The 16,269-nt window shown below is 62.7% G+C and carries 15 protein-coding genes; 1 reads left to right on the top strand and 14 read right to left on the bottom strand.

Translation table 11 applies throughout. The annotated features are described in order from the left end of the window. Positions 1-9: 9 nt before the first annotated feature. The 3 genes from L0U82_RS21180 to L0U82_RS21170 all read right to left on the bottom strand — a co-directional run bounded on the left by L0U82_RS21180 (position 10) and on the right by L0U82_RS21170 (position 3,878). On the bottom strand, positions 10-2,277 hold the full coding sequence (locus tag L0U82_RS21180) for a xanthine dehydrogenase family protein molybdopterin-binding subunit (RefSeq protein WP_233834209.1): 2,268 nt from the start codon (positions 2,275-2,277) through the stop codon (positions 10-12). 3 nt (positions 2,278-2,280) lie between these two features. Continuing rightward, on the bottom strand, positions 2,281-2,799 hold the full coding sequence (locus L0U82_RS21175; RefSeq protein ID WP_233834207.1) for a (2Fe-2S)-binding protein: 519 nt from the start codon (positions 2,797-2,799) through the stop codon (positions 2,281-2,283). A gap of 137 nt (positions 2,800-2,936) precedes the next feature. Then, positions 2,937-3,878 (bottom strand): Bug family tripartite tricarboxylate transporter substrate binding protein, encoded by a 942-nt coding sequence (locus L0U82_RS21170; protein ID WP_233834205.1) that lies wholly within the window; start codon positions 3,876-3,878, stop codon positions 2,937-2,939. Between the two features lie 540 nt (positions 3,879-4,418). Between L0U82_RS21170 and L0U82_RS21165 the strand changes: the two genes are divergently transcribed. Then, the gene (locus L0U82_RS21165) at positions 4,419-5,369 is read left to right on the top strand and encodes a LysR family transcriptional regulator (protein ID WP_233834203.1); all 951 of its coding nucleotides are present in this window, start codon (positions 4,419-4,421) and stop codon (positions 5,367-5,369) included. A gap of 84 nt (positions 5,370-5,453) precedes the next feature. Here L0U82_RS21165 and L0U82_RS21160 read toward each other — a convergent pair whose 3' ends face one another. The 11 genes from L0U82_RS21160 to L0U82_RS21110 form a co-directional block, all read right to left on the bottom strand. Continuing rightward, on the bottom strand, positions 5,454-6,671 hold the full coding sequence (locus L0U82_RS21160) for a porin (RefSeq protein WP_233834201.1): 1,218 nt from the start codon (positions 6,669-6,671) through the stop codon (positions 5,454-5,456). A gap of 12 nt (positions 6,672-6,683) precedes the next feature. Beyond that, positions 6,684-7,877: a porin gene (locus tag L0U82_RS21155; protein ID WP_233834199.1), complete on the bottom strand. Its 1,194-nt coding sequence runs from the start codon at positions 7,875-7,877 to the stop codon at positions 6,684-6,686. Between the two features lie 379 nt (positions 7,878-8,256). Next, the gene (locus L0U82_RS21150) at positions 8,257-9,240 is read right to left on the bottom strand and encodes an ABC transporter substrate-binding protein (protein ID WP_233834197.1); all 984 of its coding nucleotides are present in this window, start codon (positions 9,238-9,240) and stop codon (positions 8,257-8,259) included. Positions 9,241-9,298: 58 nt separating this feature from the next. Continuing rightward, positions 9,299-10,927: a tripartite tricarboxylate transporter permease gene (locus L0U82_RS21145; protein WP_233834195.1), complete on the bottom strand. Its 1,629-nt coding sequence runs from the start codon at positions 10,925-10,927 to the stop codon at positions 9,299-9,301. A gap of 3 nt (positions 10,928-10,930) precedes the next feature. Then, positions 10,931-11,410 (bottom strand): tripartite tricarboxylate transporter TctB family protein, encoded by a 480-nt coding sequence (locus L0U82_RS21140; RefSeq protein ID WP_233834193.1) that lies wholly within the window; start codon positions 11,408-11,410, stop codon positions 10,931-10,933. A 97-nt stretch (positions 11,411-11,507) separates the two neighbouring features. Further along, positions 11,508-11,915, bottom strand: coding sequence for a PaaI family thioesterase (locus L0U82_RS21135; RefSeq protein ID WP_233834191.1), 408 nt, complete (start codon positions 11,913-11,915; stop codon positions 11,508-11,510). Further along, positions 11,912-13,471 (bottom strand): class I adenylate-forming enzyme family protein, encoded by a 1,560-nt coding sequence (locus L0U82_RS21130; RefSeq protein ID WP_233834189.1) that lies wholly within the window; start codon positions 13,469-13,471, stop codon positions 11,912-11,914. Before L0U82_RS21130 ends, L0U82_RS21135 begins: the two co-directional genes overlap by 4 nt. After that, positions 13,468-14,454 (bottom strand): quinone oxidoreductase family protein, encoded by a 987-nt coding sequence (locus tag L0U82_RS21125; protein ID WP_233837437.1) that lies wholly within the window; start codon positions 14,452-14,454, stop codon positions 13,468-13,470. Before L0U82_RS21125 ends, L0U82_RS21130 begins: the two co-directional genes overlap by 4 nt. 304 nt (positions 14,455-14,758) lie before the next feature. Next, positions 14,759-14,917, bottom strand: a complete 159-nt coding sequence (locus tag L0U82_RS21120) for a hypothetical protein (protein WP_233834187.1) — start codon at positions 14,915-14,917, stop codon at positions 14,759-14,761. A gap of 1 nt (position 14,918) precedes the next feature. Beyond that, complete coding sequence (locus tag L0U82_RS21115; protein ID WP_233834185.1) at positions 14,919-15,806, bottom strand: fumarylacetoacetate hydrolase family protein; 888 nt, start codon at positions 15,804-15,806, stop codon at positions 14,919-14,921. Positions 15,807-15,835: 29 nt separating this feature from the next. Next, positions 15,836-16,252, bottom strand: a complete 417-nt coding sequence (locus tag L0U82_RS21110; protein ID WP_233834183.1) for a RidA family protein — start codon at positions 16,250-16,252, stop codon at positions 15,836-15,838. Between the last annotated feature and the right edge of the window lie 17 nt (positions 16,253-16,269).

Here is a 16,269-nt window from a genome sequence, read left to right as displayed (position 1 = left end):
GGGCAACGATCACGTCGTGGCGAGCGCCGCCTTGACCTTCTCCGGCGTCAGCGGCAATTCGTGTATGCGCACGCCGGTTGCCGCGAATACCGCATTGCCGATCGCCGCAGCCGGCGTGACGTTCGGCACTTCGCCCGCACCGAGCGGCGGATTGTCGGTATTGATCAGCTCGACTTCGAGCGACTCCGGCACGTCGTTGAACTGCAGCACCGGATAGGTGAGCCAGTCCGCCGACGCGACCGCGCCGCCGCGAAACAGCACCTGCTCCTTCAGCGCGCGGCTGATGCCCATTAGCGTGCCGCCCTCCGCCTGCGCGCGCAGGCCGTCCGGATTGGCGATCCGGCCCGCGTCGAAGGCGACGAACACGCGCTTCACGCGGATCGTGCCGGTGCGCCGGTTCAGCACGATATCGACGATCGTCGCGAGGTTGCCCCACGCGCCGTGGTTTTCGAGCTTGCCGTCGCCGGCGCACAACGCCGCGATACCGCGACTCTCGATCAGATCGCCGTCCACCTTGGGCTTTTGCAATGCTTTCCAGCCCGCCTTGCGCGCCACCGTTTCGATCACGTGGCGCGAACGCGCATTGGCCGTATGCCTGATCCGGAATTCGACGGGATCGATGCCCGCCTTCGCGGCCAGATCGTCCATATGGGATTCGATCGCGAACGCGTTCTGGATGCCCGCCACCGAACGCATGTAGATCGCGCGCACGACCTCGTCGGTGTAATGCGTGACGACGTGCAGGTTCGGAATGTTGTAGCTCGGATTGTCCGCGCCGCCGCTCAGGCGGTCGTGTCCCGGGTTGGTTCCGAGCGCGCGCCACGCGAGGATATTGCCGCGCTCGGCGGTCGAATGCCCTGGCGTGCGGTTTTCGAATTGCCACGCGATGATATTGCCGTGCGCATCGAGACCGGCCTTCACCTGGATCACCGCGGCCGGACAGAACGGCGACCACTGGTTTTCGTCGGCGCGCTGCCACTGCACGCGCACCGGCGCGCCGACCGCCTGCGACAGCAGTGCCGCATCGCCGGCCGCGTCGTCGACACCGAGGCGGCCATACGAACCCGATCCCTGCACCCAGATCACACGGACCTTGTCGACCGGCAGACCCAGCATCTTGGCGACGTCACGGCGCGTGCCGTCCGGCCACTGCGTGCCGGACCACATCGTCAGCGCGCCGTCGCGGAAATCGGCGATCGCGCACGACGGCCCCATCATGCCGTGCGAATTGACCGGCAGCCGGTAAGTGGCCTCGACGATATTGGCCGCGTTCGCGAACGCGGTTTTGACGTCGCCGACGTTGCCTTCGACGTGTTCCTGGATGATGCGCGTACGGTCGACCGCCGCGTACACGTCGTCGAAGTTCTCGTGCGTGACGGGCGTCCACGTGACGCGCAGCGAATTGCGCGCGCGCACCGCGGCCTGCTCGGTCTGCGCGACGATGCCGACGAAATTGCCGCGCGTGACCACCTTGACGACACCGGGCACCGGCTGCGGAAAGCCATCGACGGAAACCAGCTTCATGCCGCGCGCGGGCGGCAGCACGACCGTGCCATGCAGCATCCCGTCGACGACCACGTCGTGCACGTACTTCCACTCGCCGCGTACCTTGGCCGGAATATCCACGCGCGGCACCGACGTGCCGAGCACCTTGAAATGCTTCGGATTCTTCAACGGCGCGCGGCCGATCAGTTTCGTCTGGTTGCCCGTACCCTTGACACCGAGCGTGACGTTGAAACGCCCGCCGCCGATCAGCTCGCCATAGCTGAGCTTGCGAGTATTGCCCGGCATGCTGACGACGCCGTCGCTCACAGTGAGCTGCGCCGCGGGCACGTTGAATTTCTCCGCGGCGAGGCCGAGCAGCGTCATGCGCGCTTCCGCGGCCGCCTGGCGCATCGGCGGCAGATTGCGCGCGATGTTGTTACTGGCCGTCGACTTGCCCTGTTCAGGCGTGCGCACGGTATCGCCGAGAATCACCGTGACCGCGTTGACGTTCACATCGAGTTCCTCGGCCACCGCCTGCGCGAACACGGTCTGCACGCCGGTGCCCATATCGATGCGACCGGTGAACGCGGTCACCGAACCGTCCTGGCCGATCGCCAGCCACGAATCGAGTTGTTCGGGGGGCACTTTCGGAAAGCTCTCGCCCGATTCGGCGCAAGAGGCGGACAACGGCAGGCAGAACGCCACCACCAGCGCGCCGCCGGCCTTCAGAAAGCCGCGCCGTTTCAGCGATGCGACATGGTCCGTCGAGGACTGAAGCTCGTTGATGGTCATCGCTTATCCTTCCTTGCCCATCTGCGTGGCGGCCTGTTCGATGGCCGCGATGATCCGCATATGCGTGCCGCACCGGCAGATGTGCCCCTGCATCGACGCGACGATATCCGCGCGGCTCGGCTGCGGGTTCGTCTCGAGCAGACTCACCGCCTGAATCATCATGCCGCTCTGGCAATAGCCGCACTGCGGCACCTGATGATCGATCCACGCGCGCTGCACCGGATGCAGATCGGCGTTAGTGCTTTCCTTGGCCGTTGCAGCAGGCGCGGTTTTCTTTTTCTGCTGCCACAACGGACCTAGCCCTTCGAGCGTCGTGATCTCATGCCCGACCACCATCGCGACCGGCATGATGCAGGAGCGGATCTCCTGGCCGTCGAGCAGCACCGAACAGACGCCGCACTGCGCGACGCCGCAACCGAACTTGGTGCCGTGCAAACCCAACTCGTTGCGCAACACGTAAACCAGCGGTGTTTCGGCGTCGGCCTGAACCTCGTGCTGCTTGCCGTTTACCGTGATGGTCATCCCCGATGTCATCTAGCGGTCTCCAGAAATATCGATCGAATTCGATGGTTGGCGCGACGGCCGAGCGTCACCCCGCGGCGCCGTGCCGCTGGCTGGTGACAGGTGGTGCGTCGTGCGTGGTGTGTCGTGTGTCGTGACTAATTTGCCGCGTGCAAGCCGATTTCGCGCACGAGTGGCTTGTATCGCGCGATATCGCGCTCCTGCAACGCGCCGAATTCGGCCGGCGACGTGAGGAACGGTTGCGCGCCCAGATGCTCGAGACTGCGGATCACGAGCGGCGACTTCATCGCCGCGTGCATCGCCGCGTTGAGCTTCGCGACGACTCCCGCCGGCAAGCCCGCGGGCCCTTCGAGTCCCATCCAGAACTGCATCGTCGCGGCCGGGTAGCCCTCTTCGACCGCGGTCGGCACATTAGGCAACAGCGGCGAGCGCTGATCCGACATCACGACGATCGGCCGCACCTGGCCCGCACGGATAAAGCCGAGCGTCGACGGAATCGAATCGAACATGAACGACACGCGTCCGGCGATCACATCGGGAAAGCCCAGCGCCGACGAGCGGTACGGAATCGGCGTCATGTCGATGCCCGCGGTGCGGTTCAGAATCTGCCCCGATAGATCACCGGTGCTGCCGGTGCCGCCCGATGCAAAGCTCACGTCGCCCTTGCCCGGGCCCTTCGCATAAGACACCAGTTCCGCGAGGCTATGCACCGGCAACGCCGTGTTGGCAACGAGAATGTTCGGTGTGGTCGCGAAGGTGCCGATCGGCGCGAAGTCTTTCTTCGGGTTGTAGTAGAGATCCGGAATCAGCAACGGCGCGACCGCGATCATCGGCGGGCTCGTCAGCAGCAGCGTATAACCGTCGGGCGCCGCTTTCGCGACGATCGTCGCGCCAATCGTGCCGCCGCCACCACCGCGATTATCGACATACACGGACTGGCCGAGCGCCTGGGTCAGCCCCGCGGCAAGCACGCGGCCGATGTTGTCGGCCACGCCGCCCACGCCGTACGCAACGACGATCCGGATCGGCTTGTCGGGATAGCTCGCGGCATCGTCCGAACCCGCATGTGCGAGCGGCATCAACGTCGACCATGCAAGCAACGCGATGCCCGACCAACGCGCCCAACGCCGCGGCCTGCCGCCCGTCGACCGGCACGTTTCACCACTCCCGTTCGTGCCCCGCTCAGCCGCCATCGCCATTGCCTCCTTCGTGATGAATGATTCGCGCGCCGGCCGGCATTGATGCATCGCTCGCCGAAGCTACGTCGATAATTCAGAGTCAGAAAACTGCCTTGAAACGATTATAGGTTCGGCTACGAGTGAGAAAAAAACACAATTAATTTTTGCCCATTGTTATATTTTTTCGATGGATTACATGACGTCGGCCGACGCGCCTTTTGCTGCTACCCATCGATTGATCGGTAAAAGATAACAATCGCTTTTTTTTGATTACTTGTCGCCATAAGAAACCAGGCATATCTTCCTGTGATGGAGACAAACGCGGCTGCAGTGCGCCGCGCAATTGCCGCCGCCGTCGCGGGAAACCGGCGCACAACTCGTGCGCCGCAACACCGGTACGCGGTACGCGGCGCCCCGATTCTGACGAGGTCACAGGAACCTATGGCAACCCGGAAAATATCGCTGCGCCATCTTCGCTGTTTCGTTGCGGTGGCCGAGACCGGCTCGTTCACGCTCGCTGCCGCGCGGCTGTATCAGACCCAGTCGTCGCTGACGGCGACGATCCAGCAGTTCGAGGAAGAAGTCGGACTGAAGCTGTTCGACCGAACCACGCGCCGGGTCGTGATGACCGCGGACGCCGCGCGTTTCAAGTCGGTGGCGGACCGGGTGCTGCAGGATTTCGATACCGCGGTGGGCGATCTGCAGGCGATTTCGCTGAGTCATCGCGGCCATGCGCGTATCGCGGCGGTGCCGTCGATGATCGAACACGTGTTGACGCCCGCGCTCGCGTCGTTTCAACGCGCTTATCCGAACATCACGATTTCGGTCAGCGACGGCAGCGCCGACAAGGTCGAGCGCGCGGTGCTGTCGGGTGAGGTGGATTTCGGCATCGCCAGCCGTCTGAACAATTTCCCCGATCTGGCGTATATGCCGATCGTCGGCGACCGCTTCGGCGTGCTGTTTCCGGGCGATCATCCGCTCGGCGCGATCGAGCGCCCATTGCGCTGGGCCGACATTACGGACTTCAAGACGATCTCGCTCGCGAACGATACCGGTATCGGCGCGTTCCTCGACTCGCATCCCGCGCTGGACCATCACCATCATGCGAGCCTGCAGGATCGTGCGTCGAGCACGACGTCGCTGTACGCGATGCTGACGCTCGGCGGCAGAATCTCGGTGCTGCCCGAACTCGCGGTGCACACCGGACCACTGAAGTCGTTCACGTTCCGTGAGCTGACGGACCCGGTGATTACGCGCGAGGTGTGTCTGATCACGCGGCAGTTGCGCTCGTTCTCGCCGAATACGCAACGGCTCGTCGATGCGCTGATCGAGACCATTCCGGACAACTATCGCTGGAATGCGACTCAGGGCGAGCAGAGCAAGGCGGCTTGAGCTTTCGCGGCCGCGTCAAGCGCATCGAGCGCGGTGCGCGGCATGCTTGTGCCACATGCCGTGCCGCGCACCGCGCTCGACGATTTAGAACGTATGCCGCATCCCAAGCCGCAACAGCACCTGCCGATCATTCGACGAATCGCCCATGCCCGAGATATTCGCGACCGCCGGCGTGCCGACGGAATTGATGCCTGACGCAAGCTGGACCGTCGCGGACGCATAGACATTCGTGCGCTTCGACAACTGGTAATTACCGATCACGCTGACCTGGTGATAAGTCTGATCGCCGATATCGCCGGACACCGCATTGCCCTTCAGATAGTTGTATTCGAACGCGCCGGACAGCGTCGGCGTGAAGCGGTAAATGCCGTGCGTCTCGAGGTCGTTGAACGTCGCCGTCGCGCCGTGCAGCTGACCGATATTGCCGTAGCGCACGTTGGTCCACGCGAGACCGAAGGTTGCCGCGCCCGCGGTCCAGGTGCCCGCGACGGCGGCAAGCTGCCACGTGGTCGCCGGTGCCTCGCCCGCGAGATAGCCGCTATTGAGCGTGCCGAAAATCGTCGTGCGATCGGGCGCGACTGCATTCGCATTGCTGTTCAGCGCGCCGCCGACCGCCGACGGATTGCGGAACACTTCATACGCGGCACCCAGTTTGAGCGGCCCGTTCGCATACCGCGCACCGAGCGAGAAGCCGCCGTTCTCGACCACCGATCCCGGCACGCCGCCCGGCGAGAAGGTGCCGCCGAACGCGAAGCCATTCATGGTCGGCGACGCGTACTTGATCGTGTTGTTGATATGGGACGTGTGCCCCATGTTGTCGAGATCGCCCGGATGGTCGATCCCGCCATAACCCGACAGACCGAAGCCGAGGCGAGCCACGTAGTCGTTCACGCTGTCGTACTGACGGCCCAGCAACAGGCTGCCGTACTGCCGGTTGCTGAGGCCGACGAACGCCTGGCGGCCGAACGCGGTGCCGCCCTGCGCGAACTGCCCGTTGTTCAGGTTGATGCCCGACTCCAACGTGAACACCGCGCGCGTGCCGCCGCTCAGATCCTCGGAGCCCTTGAAACCCCAGCGACTGCCGTGCGGACCGGACAACGAATTCATGCTCCATTGCCGGCCGCCGACGTTGTGTCCGTTCACGATGTTCGTATTGTTCGTGTTGAACTGCAGCGCTTCGTCGAGCACGCCATACAGCGTGAGACTGCTTTGCGCGTGCGCCGGCGAAGCCACCGCGGCGAGCACGACGAGTGCGCCGCGCACGAACGGCGCGCGCTTAACCCCTGCATCGAGTCTGTTCATGATCGGGCCTGGTTAGAACCGGTGCCGCAAGCCGACGCGAAACAGCGCCTGGCGGTTATTGGAGGAGTCGCCGACCTGCGAGATATTCGCGACCGCCGGCGCGCCGAGCGAGTTCGTACCGCTCGCGGCCTGGAACGTTGCGGTCACATACACGTCGGTGCGTTTGGACAGCACGTAGTCGCCCATCGCGGACACCTGGTGATAGGTCTGATCGCCGATGTCGCCGCTCACCGCATTGCCCTTCAGGTAGTTGTACGCAAGCGAGAAAAACACCTGCGGATTGAGCTGGTACATACCGTTGACTTCGACGTCGTTGAACGATGCAGTGGCACCGTTGTAGCGTCCGATATTGCCGTAGCGAACATTCGTCCACGCACCGGCGACGGTCACGCTGCCGAAGTTGTACGAACCAGCCGCGCCGATCACCTGCCATGACGTCGCCGGACGGGTGCCCGCCAGATAGCCTGAATTCAGCGACGCGAACGCGGTGGTCGTCGCGGGAGCGACGGCGTTCGAATTGCCGTTCAGGATCGCGCCGGCATTCGACGGATTCTTGAACAGCTGATACACGACACCGAGGGTGGTCGGACCGTTCCGATAGCCGGCCCCGCCGGTAAAGCCGCTGCTCTGCGATATCGAGCCCGCCACGCCGCCGAGCGACACCGTGCCGCCGAACGTGAACCCGCTGAAGTCCGGCGAGGTGTATTTGATCGTGTTGTTCGCGCGCGAAGTGTGCGTCGTGTTGTCGACGTCGCCCGGGTGCGAAATACCGCTGCCATACGACGCGAGGCCGAACGTCATGAAGCCGATGTAATCGTTGACGCTGTCGTACTGCCGCCCGAGCAGCACGCTACCGAAGCGACTGCTGCTCAAACCTACGTACGCCTGGCGGCCGAAAAACGTGCCGCCCTGGCCCAGATTGCCGTTATTGATGTTCACGCCCGACTCGAGTGTGAATACCGCTTTCAGTCCGCCACCGAGATCCTCGGAGCCCTTGATCCCCCAACGGCTGCCCGACGGACCCGCGAGCGAGTCGAGATTCCACAGACGGCCGCCGACATTGCGACCGCCGACCACGTTCTTGTTGTTCGTATTGAATTGAAGCCCTTCATCGATCACGCCATACAGCGTGACGGAACTCTGGGCATGCACTGGCGCAATGACGGCACAACCCAATGCGGCGACGGCAACAACGCGCTTTTTCATTCGTAATCTCCTTTCCCGTATTCATTTGCGAATCTGATTGGTATGCGCGCGAGCGGGCCAGTCGAACGAATCGACTTTTTAGTTAGCCATACTGACGCGGGGGCACATGCGACTGAAGTTCGGCCCGATTATAGGTGCGCTCATTCGCGGAAAATAAACACAACTTATATCGGCTTATTGTTCTCTTTATTCGATAGATAAACGCAAAAGGCAATGACAAACCCTGTCGCGCCGATACGCAACATCGAATAAGCAATGACACGGAATAAAGCCGGCAATCAGTCAGTCACGTGCCGGCAGGAAAACGGATTTCACCGGTTGCCGCCGCAACGCAAGAATGCGTCGCGACGGCAACCGCTTACAGCTCGACGTCGATCGTTCAGGTGCGGAACGTACCGCGCTTCGTCCCTTCCGACAGATCGACGAATAGTTCATTCATCGGAATCATGCGTCGAATCAGACCCTGCTCGTGCGAATAGCCCATCAGCGTATTGATGTTCTTCACGTTCTCCGGCGTGAGTCCGTACTGCCACGGATCCGGGCCGAGCAGACGCTCCTGTTCTTCCAGTGCTTCCTGATACCACGCAAGCGGCGCGACGCGCGGATTGCGCATGCGGCGCATGCCGATGGCCTTCGCCTGTTCGAAGGCTTTCGCGAGACTGCGCGGAATCCACGGATGGCGCTCCACCACCTCCTGCTTCAGACCGACGAAGTGCATGATCGGGAAGATGCCGGTGCGCTCGTAGTACTCGATCTCGGCGGCCTTCGGATTGTCGAACAGACGGCCGACGCGCGGGTCCTTGTTCACGATCGGCTCGATGATGTCCGGATGCAGCAGTGCGTCCAGCTCACCTTCGGCCAGCATCTTCTCGACCGACTGGTCATCGCGCACGCGCGTCAGCCTGAGGCCTTCCGGCGGCGTGAAATCGAGATCCTCGTCGAGATCCGAGTACCAGTCGATCGAGCGGTGCGGCACGCCATATTCGTGTTCCAGCATGCCGCGCAGCCACAGCACCGCGGTCACCTGATAGGCCTTCACGCCGATCTTCTTGCCGATCAGATCGGTCGGCTTCTCAATACCCTTATTCTTGTTGATATAGATAAAGCCATGCCGGAAACGGCGATGCGGAAAAACGGGAATCGCGCAGAACGGCAGATCGCGGTCTTTCGACACGATATACGACGATGCCGAGATCTCCGCGGCATCGAATTCGTTGTTGCGCAGAAACCGCCAGTGCCGCGTAATCGAATCCATGCTCGTGAGCACCGTCAGATCGATGCCCTCCGCCTGCACCGTGCCGTCCTTCAGCGGCCGCGTAATTTCGTAGTCGCCGACGGCCAGTGTCAGCTGTATTTTCTTCATCCTCGATGCCTCTTATGTTTCACCAACGGAGTGGAGTGACGTGACCTCGCGAGCGGCGTCAACGCACATTGAGAAAGTGATTCGTATCGTCCGGGCCGGCTTCGTCGCGGCGCGCTGTATCAGGCGCTGAACCAGGCGCGGAGTTGGACGTAGCAGCGGGCGCCGCGGCCGATGACTGCGCCGGCATACGCTTGCGGTGCCGGCGCGCACGCACCGCGAAATAGACCTGCGCCAGAACCAGCAGCGCACTCGCCGCGAGAAATGCCGCGCTCACCGGCTCCAGTGCGAACACCGCCAGCTTTCCATGCGAAAGCAGCAGCGCGCGCCGGAAGTTTTCCTCCAGCATCGGCCCGAGCACATAGCCGAGCAGAATCGGCGCAACCGGAAACCGCAGCGCCAGCAGCAGCGCGCCGAACAGGCCGAAGAACAGTACCTCGCTGACTTCGAACAGGCTGTTGTTCGTCGAGTACACGCCGACCATGATGAACAGCAGCGCCGACGGATACAGGAAGCGGTACGGCACCTGCAGCACCTTCACCCAGATCTGGATCAGCGGCACGTTGAGCAGCACCAGCAGCACGTTGCCGATCCAGAAGCTCGCCACCAGTCCCCAGAAGATATCCGCGTGATGGCTGATCAGCAGCGGTCCCGGCTGCACGCCGTGAATCAGCAACGCACCGAGCAGTAGCGCCATGATCGGATCGCCGGGAATGCCGAGGCTCATCGTCGGGATGAAGTCCACCTGGGTCTTCGAGTGAGACGCGGCCTCCGGTGCCGCGACGCCTTCGAGCGCACCGGTGCCGAAGCGTGCGGGCGTCTTCGAGATCTTCTTTTCCAGCGCATAGGCGATGAAGGTCGTGATCGTCGGTCCGGTGCCGGGCATCGCGCCGAAGATCGTGCCGACCGCCGTGCCGCGAATCATCGGCCAGAACGACTGCTTCATCTCGCTGCGCGTCGGCCGCATGTCGCGCAGTCGTACCCGCATGCCCGAACCCACCACATGCATACGGTTCACGTTGCGCAGAAACTCCGCGACGCCGAATAGCCCCAGTGCGAGCGCAACCAGCTGGAAGCCGTCGGCCAGTTCCGGAAAGCCGAACGTGAAGCGGATCGTGCCGGAATTGATGTCGATACCCGCCGCGCCGATCAACAGCCCGAGCACGGTCATCGCGACGCCTTTGAGCGGCGAACCGGTCGACATCGTGCCGCCCGCGAGCAGCCCCAGCAGCATGATCGAGAACAGTTCGGCCGGGCCGAAGCTGAACGCGAGCTTCACCAGCAACGGCGACAGGAAGATCATCACGATGATGCCGATCGAAGCCGCGAAGAACGACGACATCATCGTGATGCCGAGCGCGGCACCTCCGCGACCCTTGCGGGTCATCGGATAGCCGTCGAGACAGGTGACCGCGTGCGGCGGATGGCAAGGCAGGTTCAGCAGAATCGCGCCGATCGCGCCGCCATATTGCGAGCCGTAAAACACACCGGCCAGCATCAGGATTGCCGCGACCGGATGCATCGAATACGTAAGCGGCAGCAGCAGCGAAATGGCCGACAGTGGGCCCATGCCCGGCAGCACGCCGATCAGATTGCCGATCACGACGCCGAAGAACGACCACATGAAGTTGTGCCATTCGAACGCAACGCCGAAACCGTGCCACAGGTCAGTCAGAGATTGCACGACCATCGGTTAACCCCAACTGAGTAGCGGGAAAGGAAGCTTCAGCGCCCACCAGAACACCGCGACGCTGACCGCGCAAATTGCGACGGCGAGAATCAGCGCCGCGCGGACGCTGTTGTCCCGGTCGCCGAGAGCCGAAATAAAGACCAGTGCGAACGTGGCCGGCAACAATCCGCCGAAGCGGCCGAGCGCGAGAAACGCGAGAATGCCGAGCGTGATGCAGATCCAGCCGCGCCATTCAGGCGGCTCGTCTTCGCCGGCATCGGCCGTCTCCTCCCGCTTCGCGCTGGCCGCGATCGCGACGCCGAGCAGTGCGAGCACACATCCCAACGCAACGGGAAAGAAGCCGCTTTGCATGTGCGTCAATGTGCCGACGCCGTACGTCATACCCTGAGCGACCGCACCGAGGCCGATCAGCACCATCAACGCGCCGCCGTAGTAATCGCGCGTGTACTCCATCATGAAACGCCTGCCCCCGCTGTTCGACATGGGTCACTCTTCGTTCAAGATTGCAGAGGAGAAGGAGGTGTTCGTCCCGTGATGAACAACAGGAACGACAGGGACGAACGGCCTCCGGATCAGTGCATCAGTCTCCCTTCGGCGCGGTGACATAGGCGCCACGGCCGCTGGCGACGAGACGCTGATTATCGTCGTAAAGCTGAGCCTCGCACACTGAAAACTGTTTGCCTAGCTTGACAACGCGTCCCTTCGCAATCAGATCGCACTGTTTCGTCAGACGGTGATAGTCGACCCGCATGTCGATCGTCGGCACCGGGTGACCGATGCTGCCGAGCAGCGCGAAATCGGCGGCGAAATCGATCAATGCCGCGAGAATCCCGCCATGCGTCTGGCCAAGCACCGGATTGGCGACCCACTCCTCGCGCCAGCTCGCCTTCGCGGTGATGGTGTCGGGACCCAGTTCGAGCACCTGCAGCCCGAGCCAGCGCAGATACGGTCCGCGCGAAACGATCTGCTGAGCTTCGTCGAGCGTCATGCGCCCTCCGCGCGAACTTCGGCGCCTGCACTCGCACCTGCACTCGCGCTCGAATTACGCTCCGCGAGACTGAACTCGAGCGCCAGCGCCTTGATCGACTTGCGGTCGATCTTGCCGACACCATTGAGCAACAACTGCTCGACGAAGATCACGCGGCGCGGGTACTGATAAGGCGGCGCATTCTGCAGCGCATAGTCCTTCACGTCCTTCTCCGACAGCGTCGAACCTTTGCGCGCGACGATGTACGCATACGGAATCTGATGCTTGATCTCGTCCGGCACCGGCACCACGACTGCCTGCTCGATATCCGGATGACGTTCGAGCATCAGTTCGACTTCGCCCGGATAGATGTTGTTGCCGCTACACACGAACATATCGTCCGAGCGGCCGATGAAGTAGTACCAGCCATCCGCGTCACGCCGCAGCACGTCACCGGTATTGAACCAGCCGTCCTTCAGGCGGCGCTCCATCTCCGCCGGATTGTTGTGATAGCCGTTCATCATGCCGGGACCGCGCACGTGCAGCACGCCGAAGTCCGCATCGGGGCCGCCCACCAGCTTGAACTCGTTACCCGCGATCGGAAAGCCGACCGAGTGACGCGGACGCGGCTCCTTGCGCGGATGCGAACCGAACAGCGCGGCACTCGTCTCGGTGATGCCGAAGATGCAGATGATCTCCGCATTCGGCAGGCGATTCGCGACCGCGTCGATCAGTTCATCCGAGGCCGGCGCGCCACCCAGTGTGGCCAGACGCACGAACGAAAAGTCTTTGCCGTCGAGCAGATCGCGCTGCTGCAGAATCATCGCGAAGATGGTCGGCACGCCGGACAGCACCGACACTTGATAGTGGCTCACCGCTTCGAGATACGCGCGCGGCTCGAACTTCTTCATCAGCACGACCGTCGAGCCGCCGACCAGCACCGACTTGATCGCATTCATCGCGTGCTTGTGATAGAGCGGCGCGGCAACGATCATGCGGTCGTCGCGGCAGAAGTCGCGATCGCGCGAGATCGTCTCGGCCACCCACACGTGCGCGCGGTGCGACAGAACCACGCCCTTCGGGCGCCCGGTCGAGCCGGACGTGTAGGGCTGGAATGCGATGTCGTCACCCGACACCGTCACCGCTTCGAACGGTCCCGGGTCTTTGAACGCGGCAAACTCGTCACCGTCGACCACGATGCGCGGAATCGAATCCGGCAGCTTGTGGCTCAGATCGGCATCGCAGAACACCAGCTTCAGCGTAGCGTCGCTGATGATCCATTCGATCGTGTCCTTCGGCAGCAGGATGCCCATCGGCACCGGAATCACACCGGCGCGCATCGCGCCAAAGAACGCTTCGAGAAATTCGAGCCGGTTCGAACAGTAGATGCCGACCCGGTCGCCCTTCACGAAACCGCGCGCGACGAAGCCGCGTGCGACCGCATCGCACGATGCATGGAAGGTCGGATAGTCGACCTCGCGCGGATGCTCGCTGTCCCACAGGTCGATGATGACGGGCCGTGCTTCGTGCCGGTACTCGTCGCCGATGCTGCCGAGATTCTTCAGGATCTGACTCATGGCTTGACAATGACCTTTCCAAAAATGCGTCGTTCTTCGAGCAGGCGGATACCTTCACCTGCCTGCGCCAGCGGGAATTGCGATTCGATCACCGGTTGCAGCTTGCCGCTGGCGACGAAGTCGAGACACGCCTTGATGTCGTCGGGCACATACGCGCGCGAGCCGATGATGTCGACCTCGCGATGCCACAGATAGCGCACGTCGATTTCGCTGATGTGCCCGATCGTCGAGCCGCACGTGAGGATGCGTCCGCCGGTTGCCATGCAGCGCTGGGTCGGAATCCACGTATCGCCGCCGGTAAAGTTCACCGCGACGTCGACGCCCTTCTTGCCGCTCGCCGCCCACACCGCCTTCGAGAAATCCGGGTTCTCCGCATAGTTGATCGTGTGATCGGCGCCCAGCTCGCGCAGCTTGCGCGCTTTCTCTTCGGTGCTCGTGCACACGAACACTTCGGCGCCGGCCATCTTGCCGAACTGCAGACATGCGACACCCACGCCACCGCTCGCGCCGAGCACCATGATCTTCTCGCCGGCCTGCAGCTTGCCGCGCGTGAACAGCATGCGGTGCGCGGTGCCGTACGCGATCGGCAGCGCCGCCGCATCGTCGAAACTGACGCCTTCGGGAATCTCGATCAGTTGCCGTTGATCGGCCGCGATGAATTCGCACAGGCCGCCATTGCCGTTTTCACCGAGCACGCCGCCTTGCGGAAAACGCGGGAACAGCACGACGCGCTTGCCGATCCAGTCCTTCGATACTTCGGCGCCGACCTCGCGGACGATGCCCGCGATATCGCCACCGGGAATGCGCGGCATCTCCGTCTTGACGTCGGGCATGCCGTGCATCACGAAGACATCCATATAGTTCAGACCGCAGGCCTTCACTTCCACGACTGCCTGATTGGCCGTCGGAACGGGCATCGGCCACTCATCCTGCTTCAATTGCTCGACCCCGCCGTGTTGCTGCAGGGCCATCACTTTCATCATCGACGTCACACAATCCTCCGGGCTGATAGATCGGTTCGAATGATGTTATGCGACACATTTTTAAGACACAAACAAGGAAATTAAGCAGATTGATCGATGGGGACGATAAATACACAAACGCGTTTCCCAATGGCAAAGCGGCCGTCATCACCGAGGTTCAGCGCGCCCGTAATGGGCTGCTGGCTCGGGATGACGGCCGCTTTTGAAGGTGGTTTGCGCGTTGCTGGTGCGCTGTTTGCACGTGGCTTGCGCGTGGTTTGTGCGCCGCATCAAGGCGGCGTTCCACAAACCGGGCCGCCTCTCTCTACATGCTCGTGATGTCCTGCACGCGCATCAGCATCAACATCAGCACCGCGACGCACAGCAACAGCGTGCCGATGGCCGCTTCGCCCCGCACGCATTCGACCACGCCGACCGCGAGCGTGGCCAGATGCGCGCCTGTCAGCACACGAGCGTAGGCCACGTCACACCACCGGATTGTCGAGCATGCCGATCGGGTCGAGCATCACGCGCACGGTGTCGCCCTTCTTCAGATACTTCGGCGGCGTGAAGCCGATGCCGACGCCCGCCGGCGTGCCGGTCGCGATCACATCACCGGGCACGAACGAGATCGAACGGCCGATCGTGCGAATCAGCGTCGGCACGTCGAAGATCAGATCCGCGACGCTCGCATGCTGACGCCGCTCGCCGTTCACCTCGCAAGAGATTGTCAGCTTGCGCACATCGCCGATCTCATCGGCGGTCACGAGCGTCGGACCCATCGGGCAGAAGCCGTCGATACCCTTGCCGAGCAGCCATTGACTGTGCTGCTTCTGCAAACCGCGCGACGTCACGTCGTTGATCAGCGTATAGCCGAACACGAACGACAGCGGATCATCGTGTTCGCCGCAGCGTCCCGCCTTGCCGATGACGATTGCCAGCTCCGCCTCGTAGTCGACGCTATTCATCGGATCGAGCGACGTATCGATCGCATCGCCCGGCGCACTCACTGCGCTCGGCGGCTTCGAAAAGATGATCGGATGCGCGGGCACCGCGCCTTGCGCCGCGCTCGAATCGAAGCCGCTGCCGGCGAATTCGCGCGCATGCTCGTGATAGTTCTTGCCGACGCAGAACACATTGCGGCGCGGCAGTGGAATCGGCGCGGCGAGTTTGACGTCGGCGAGCGCGAAGGTTTCGCGCGCAGCGTTGATCGCCGCGGCGAGTTCGGGCGCGAGCGCCGCGAAATCGTCGATCACGCGGTTCATGTCGCGTCCGCCCGCGGCGCCGTGCAGATCGATCACGCGATCGCCGCTCACCGCGCCGACGCGCGGTTCGTTCGAATGCTTCGGGTGTCGGAAGGTAACCAGTTTCATAGAGAGTCCTTGATCAATAGCGTCAATCGTCAGTCGCGCGCCCGCACGATCGCTTCCACTTCGAGCAGGAACTCGGGCTTGACCAGCCGGTTGACGATCAGCAGTGTATTCGGCGCGAAATCACTGGTGCGGAATTTGGTCGGAAAGTATCCGGCGCGCAGACGCATGAAGTGGGGAATATCGTCGGCGTTCGACAGGTAGGTCGTGAACTTCGCGATGTCGTTGAAATCGCAGCCAACCGCTTCAAGCACATCCGAAAGGTTCTTGAAGACCTGGCGAAACTGCGCATCGAAATCGCCGACGCCGACCACACTGCCGTCCGAGCCTACCGCCAGTTGGCCGGCCACATAGTACATGTCGCCGGCTTTCACGCGCGTCATATGCGAATACAGTCCCTGCGCGGGGCAAGCGGATTCGGGATTCAGATATTCGAGGTTCGCTGTCATGGTGATTGCTATTTCCC

Origin of the sequence: Paraburkholderia sp. ZP32-5 (genome assembly GCF_021390495.1) — a bacterium.
Lineage (GTDB): Bacteria > Pseudomonadota > Gammaproteobacteria > Burkholderiales > Burkholderiaceae > Paraburkholderia.
This window is presented reverse-complemented; position numbering and strand designations above follow the sequence as displayed.

What these genes read in the sequence shown, in the direction of transcription:
- L0U82_RS21180 (WP_233834209.1), bottom strand. Translation starts at nt 2,277, where the DNA reads ATGACCATCAACGAGCTTCAGTCCTCGACGGACCATGTCGCATCGCTG.
- L0U82_RS21175 (WP_233834207.1), bottom strand. Translation starts at nt 2,799, where the DNA reads ATGACCATCACGGTAAACGGCAAGCAGCACGAGGTTCAGGCCGACGCC.
- L0U82_RS21170 (WP_233834205.1), bottom strand. Translation starts at nt 3,878, where the DNA reads ATGCCGCTCGCACATGCGGGTTCGGACGATGCCGCGAGCTATCCCGAC.
- L0U82_RS21165 (WP_233834203.1), top strand. Translation starts at nt 4,419, where the DNA reads ATGGCAACCCGGAAAATATCGCTGCGCCATCTTCGCTGTTTCGTTGCG.
- L0U82_RS21160 (WP_233834201.1), bottom strand. Translation starts at nt 6,671, where the DNA reads ATGAACAGACTCGATGCAGGGGTTAAGCGCGCGCCGTTCGTGCGCGGC.
- L0U82_RS21155 (WP_233834199.1), bottom strand. Translation starts at nt 7,877, where the DNA reads ATGAAAAAGCGCGTTGTTGCCGTCGCCGCATTGGGTTGTGCCGTCATT.
- L0U82_RS21150 (WP_233834197.1), bottom strand. Translation starts at nt 9,240, where the DNA reads ATGAAGAAAATACAGCTGACACTGGCCGTCGGCGACTACGAAATTACG.
- L0U82_RS21145 (WP_233834195.1), bottom strand. Translation starts at nt 10,927, where the DNA reads ATGGTCGTGCAATCTCTGACTGACCTGTGGCACGGTTTCGGCGTTGCG.
- L0U82_RS21140 (WP_233834193.1), bottom strand. Translation starts at nt 11,410, where the DNA reads ATGTCGAACAGCGGGGGCAGGCGTTTCATGATGGAGTACACGCGCGAT.
- L0U82_RS21135 (WP_233834191.1), bottom strand. Translation starts at nt 11,915, where the DNA reads ATGACGCTCGACGAAGCTCAGCAGATCGTTTCGCGCGGACCGTATCTG.
- L0U82_RS21130 (WP_233834189.1), bottom strand. Translation starts at nt 13,471, where the DNA reads ATGAGTCAGATCCTGAAGAATCTCGGCAGCATCGGCGACGAGTACCGG.
- L0U82_RS21125 (WP_233837437.1), bottom strand. Translation starts at nt 14,454, where the DNA reads ATGATGAAAGTGATGGCCCTGCAGCAACACGGCGGGGTCGAGCAATTG.
- L0U82_RS21115 (WP_233834185.1), bottom strand. Translation starts at nt 15,806, where the DNA reads ATGAAACTGGTTACCTTCCGACACCCGAAGCATTCGAACGAACCGCGC.
- L0U82_RS21110 (WP_233834183.1), bottom strand. Translation starts at nt 16,252, where the DNA reads ATGACAGCGAACCTCGAATATCTGAATCCCGAATCCGCTTGCCCCGCG.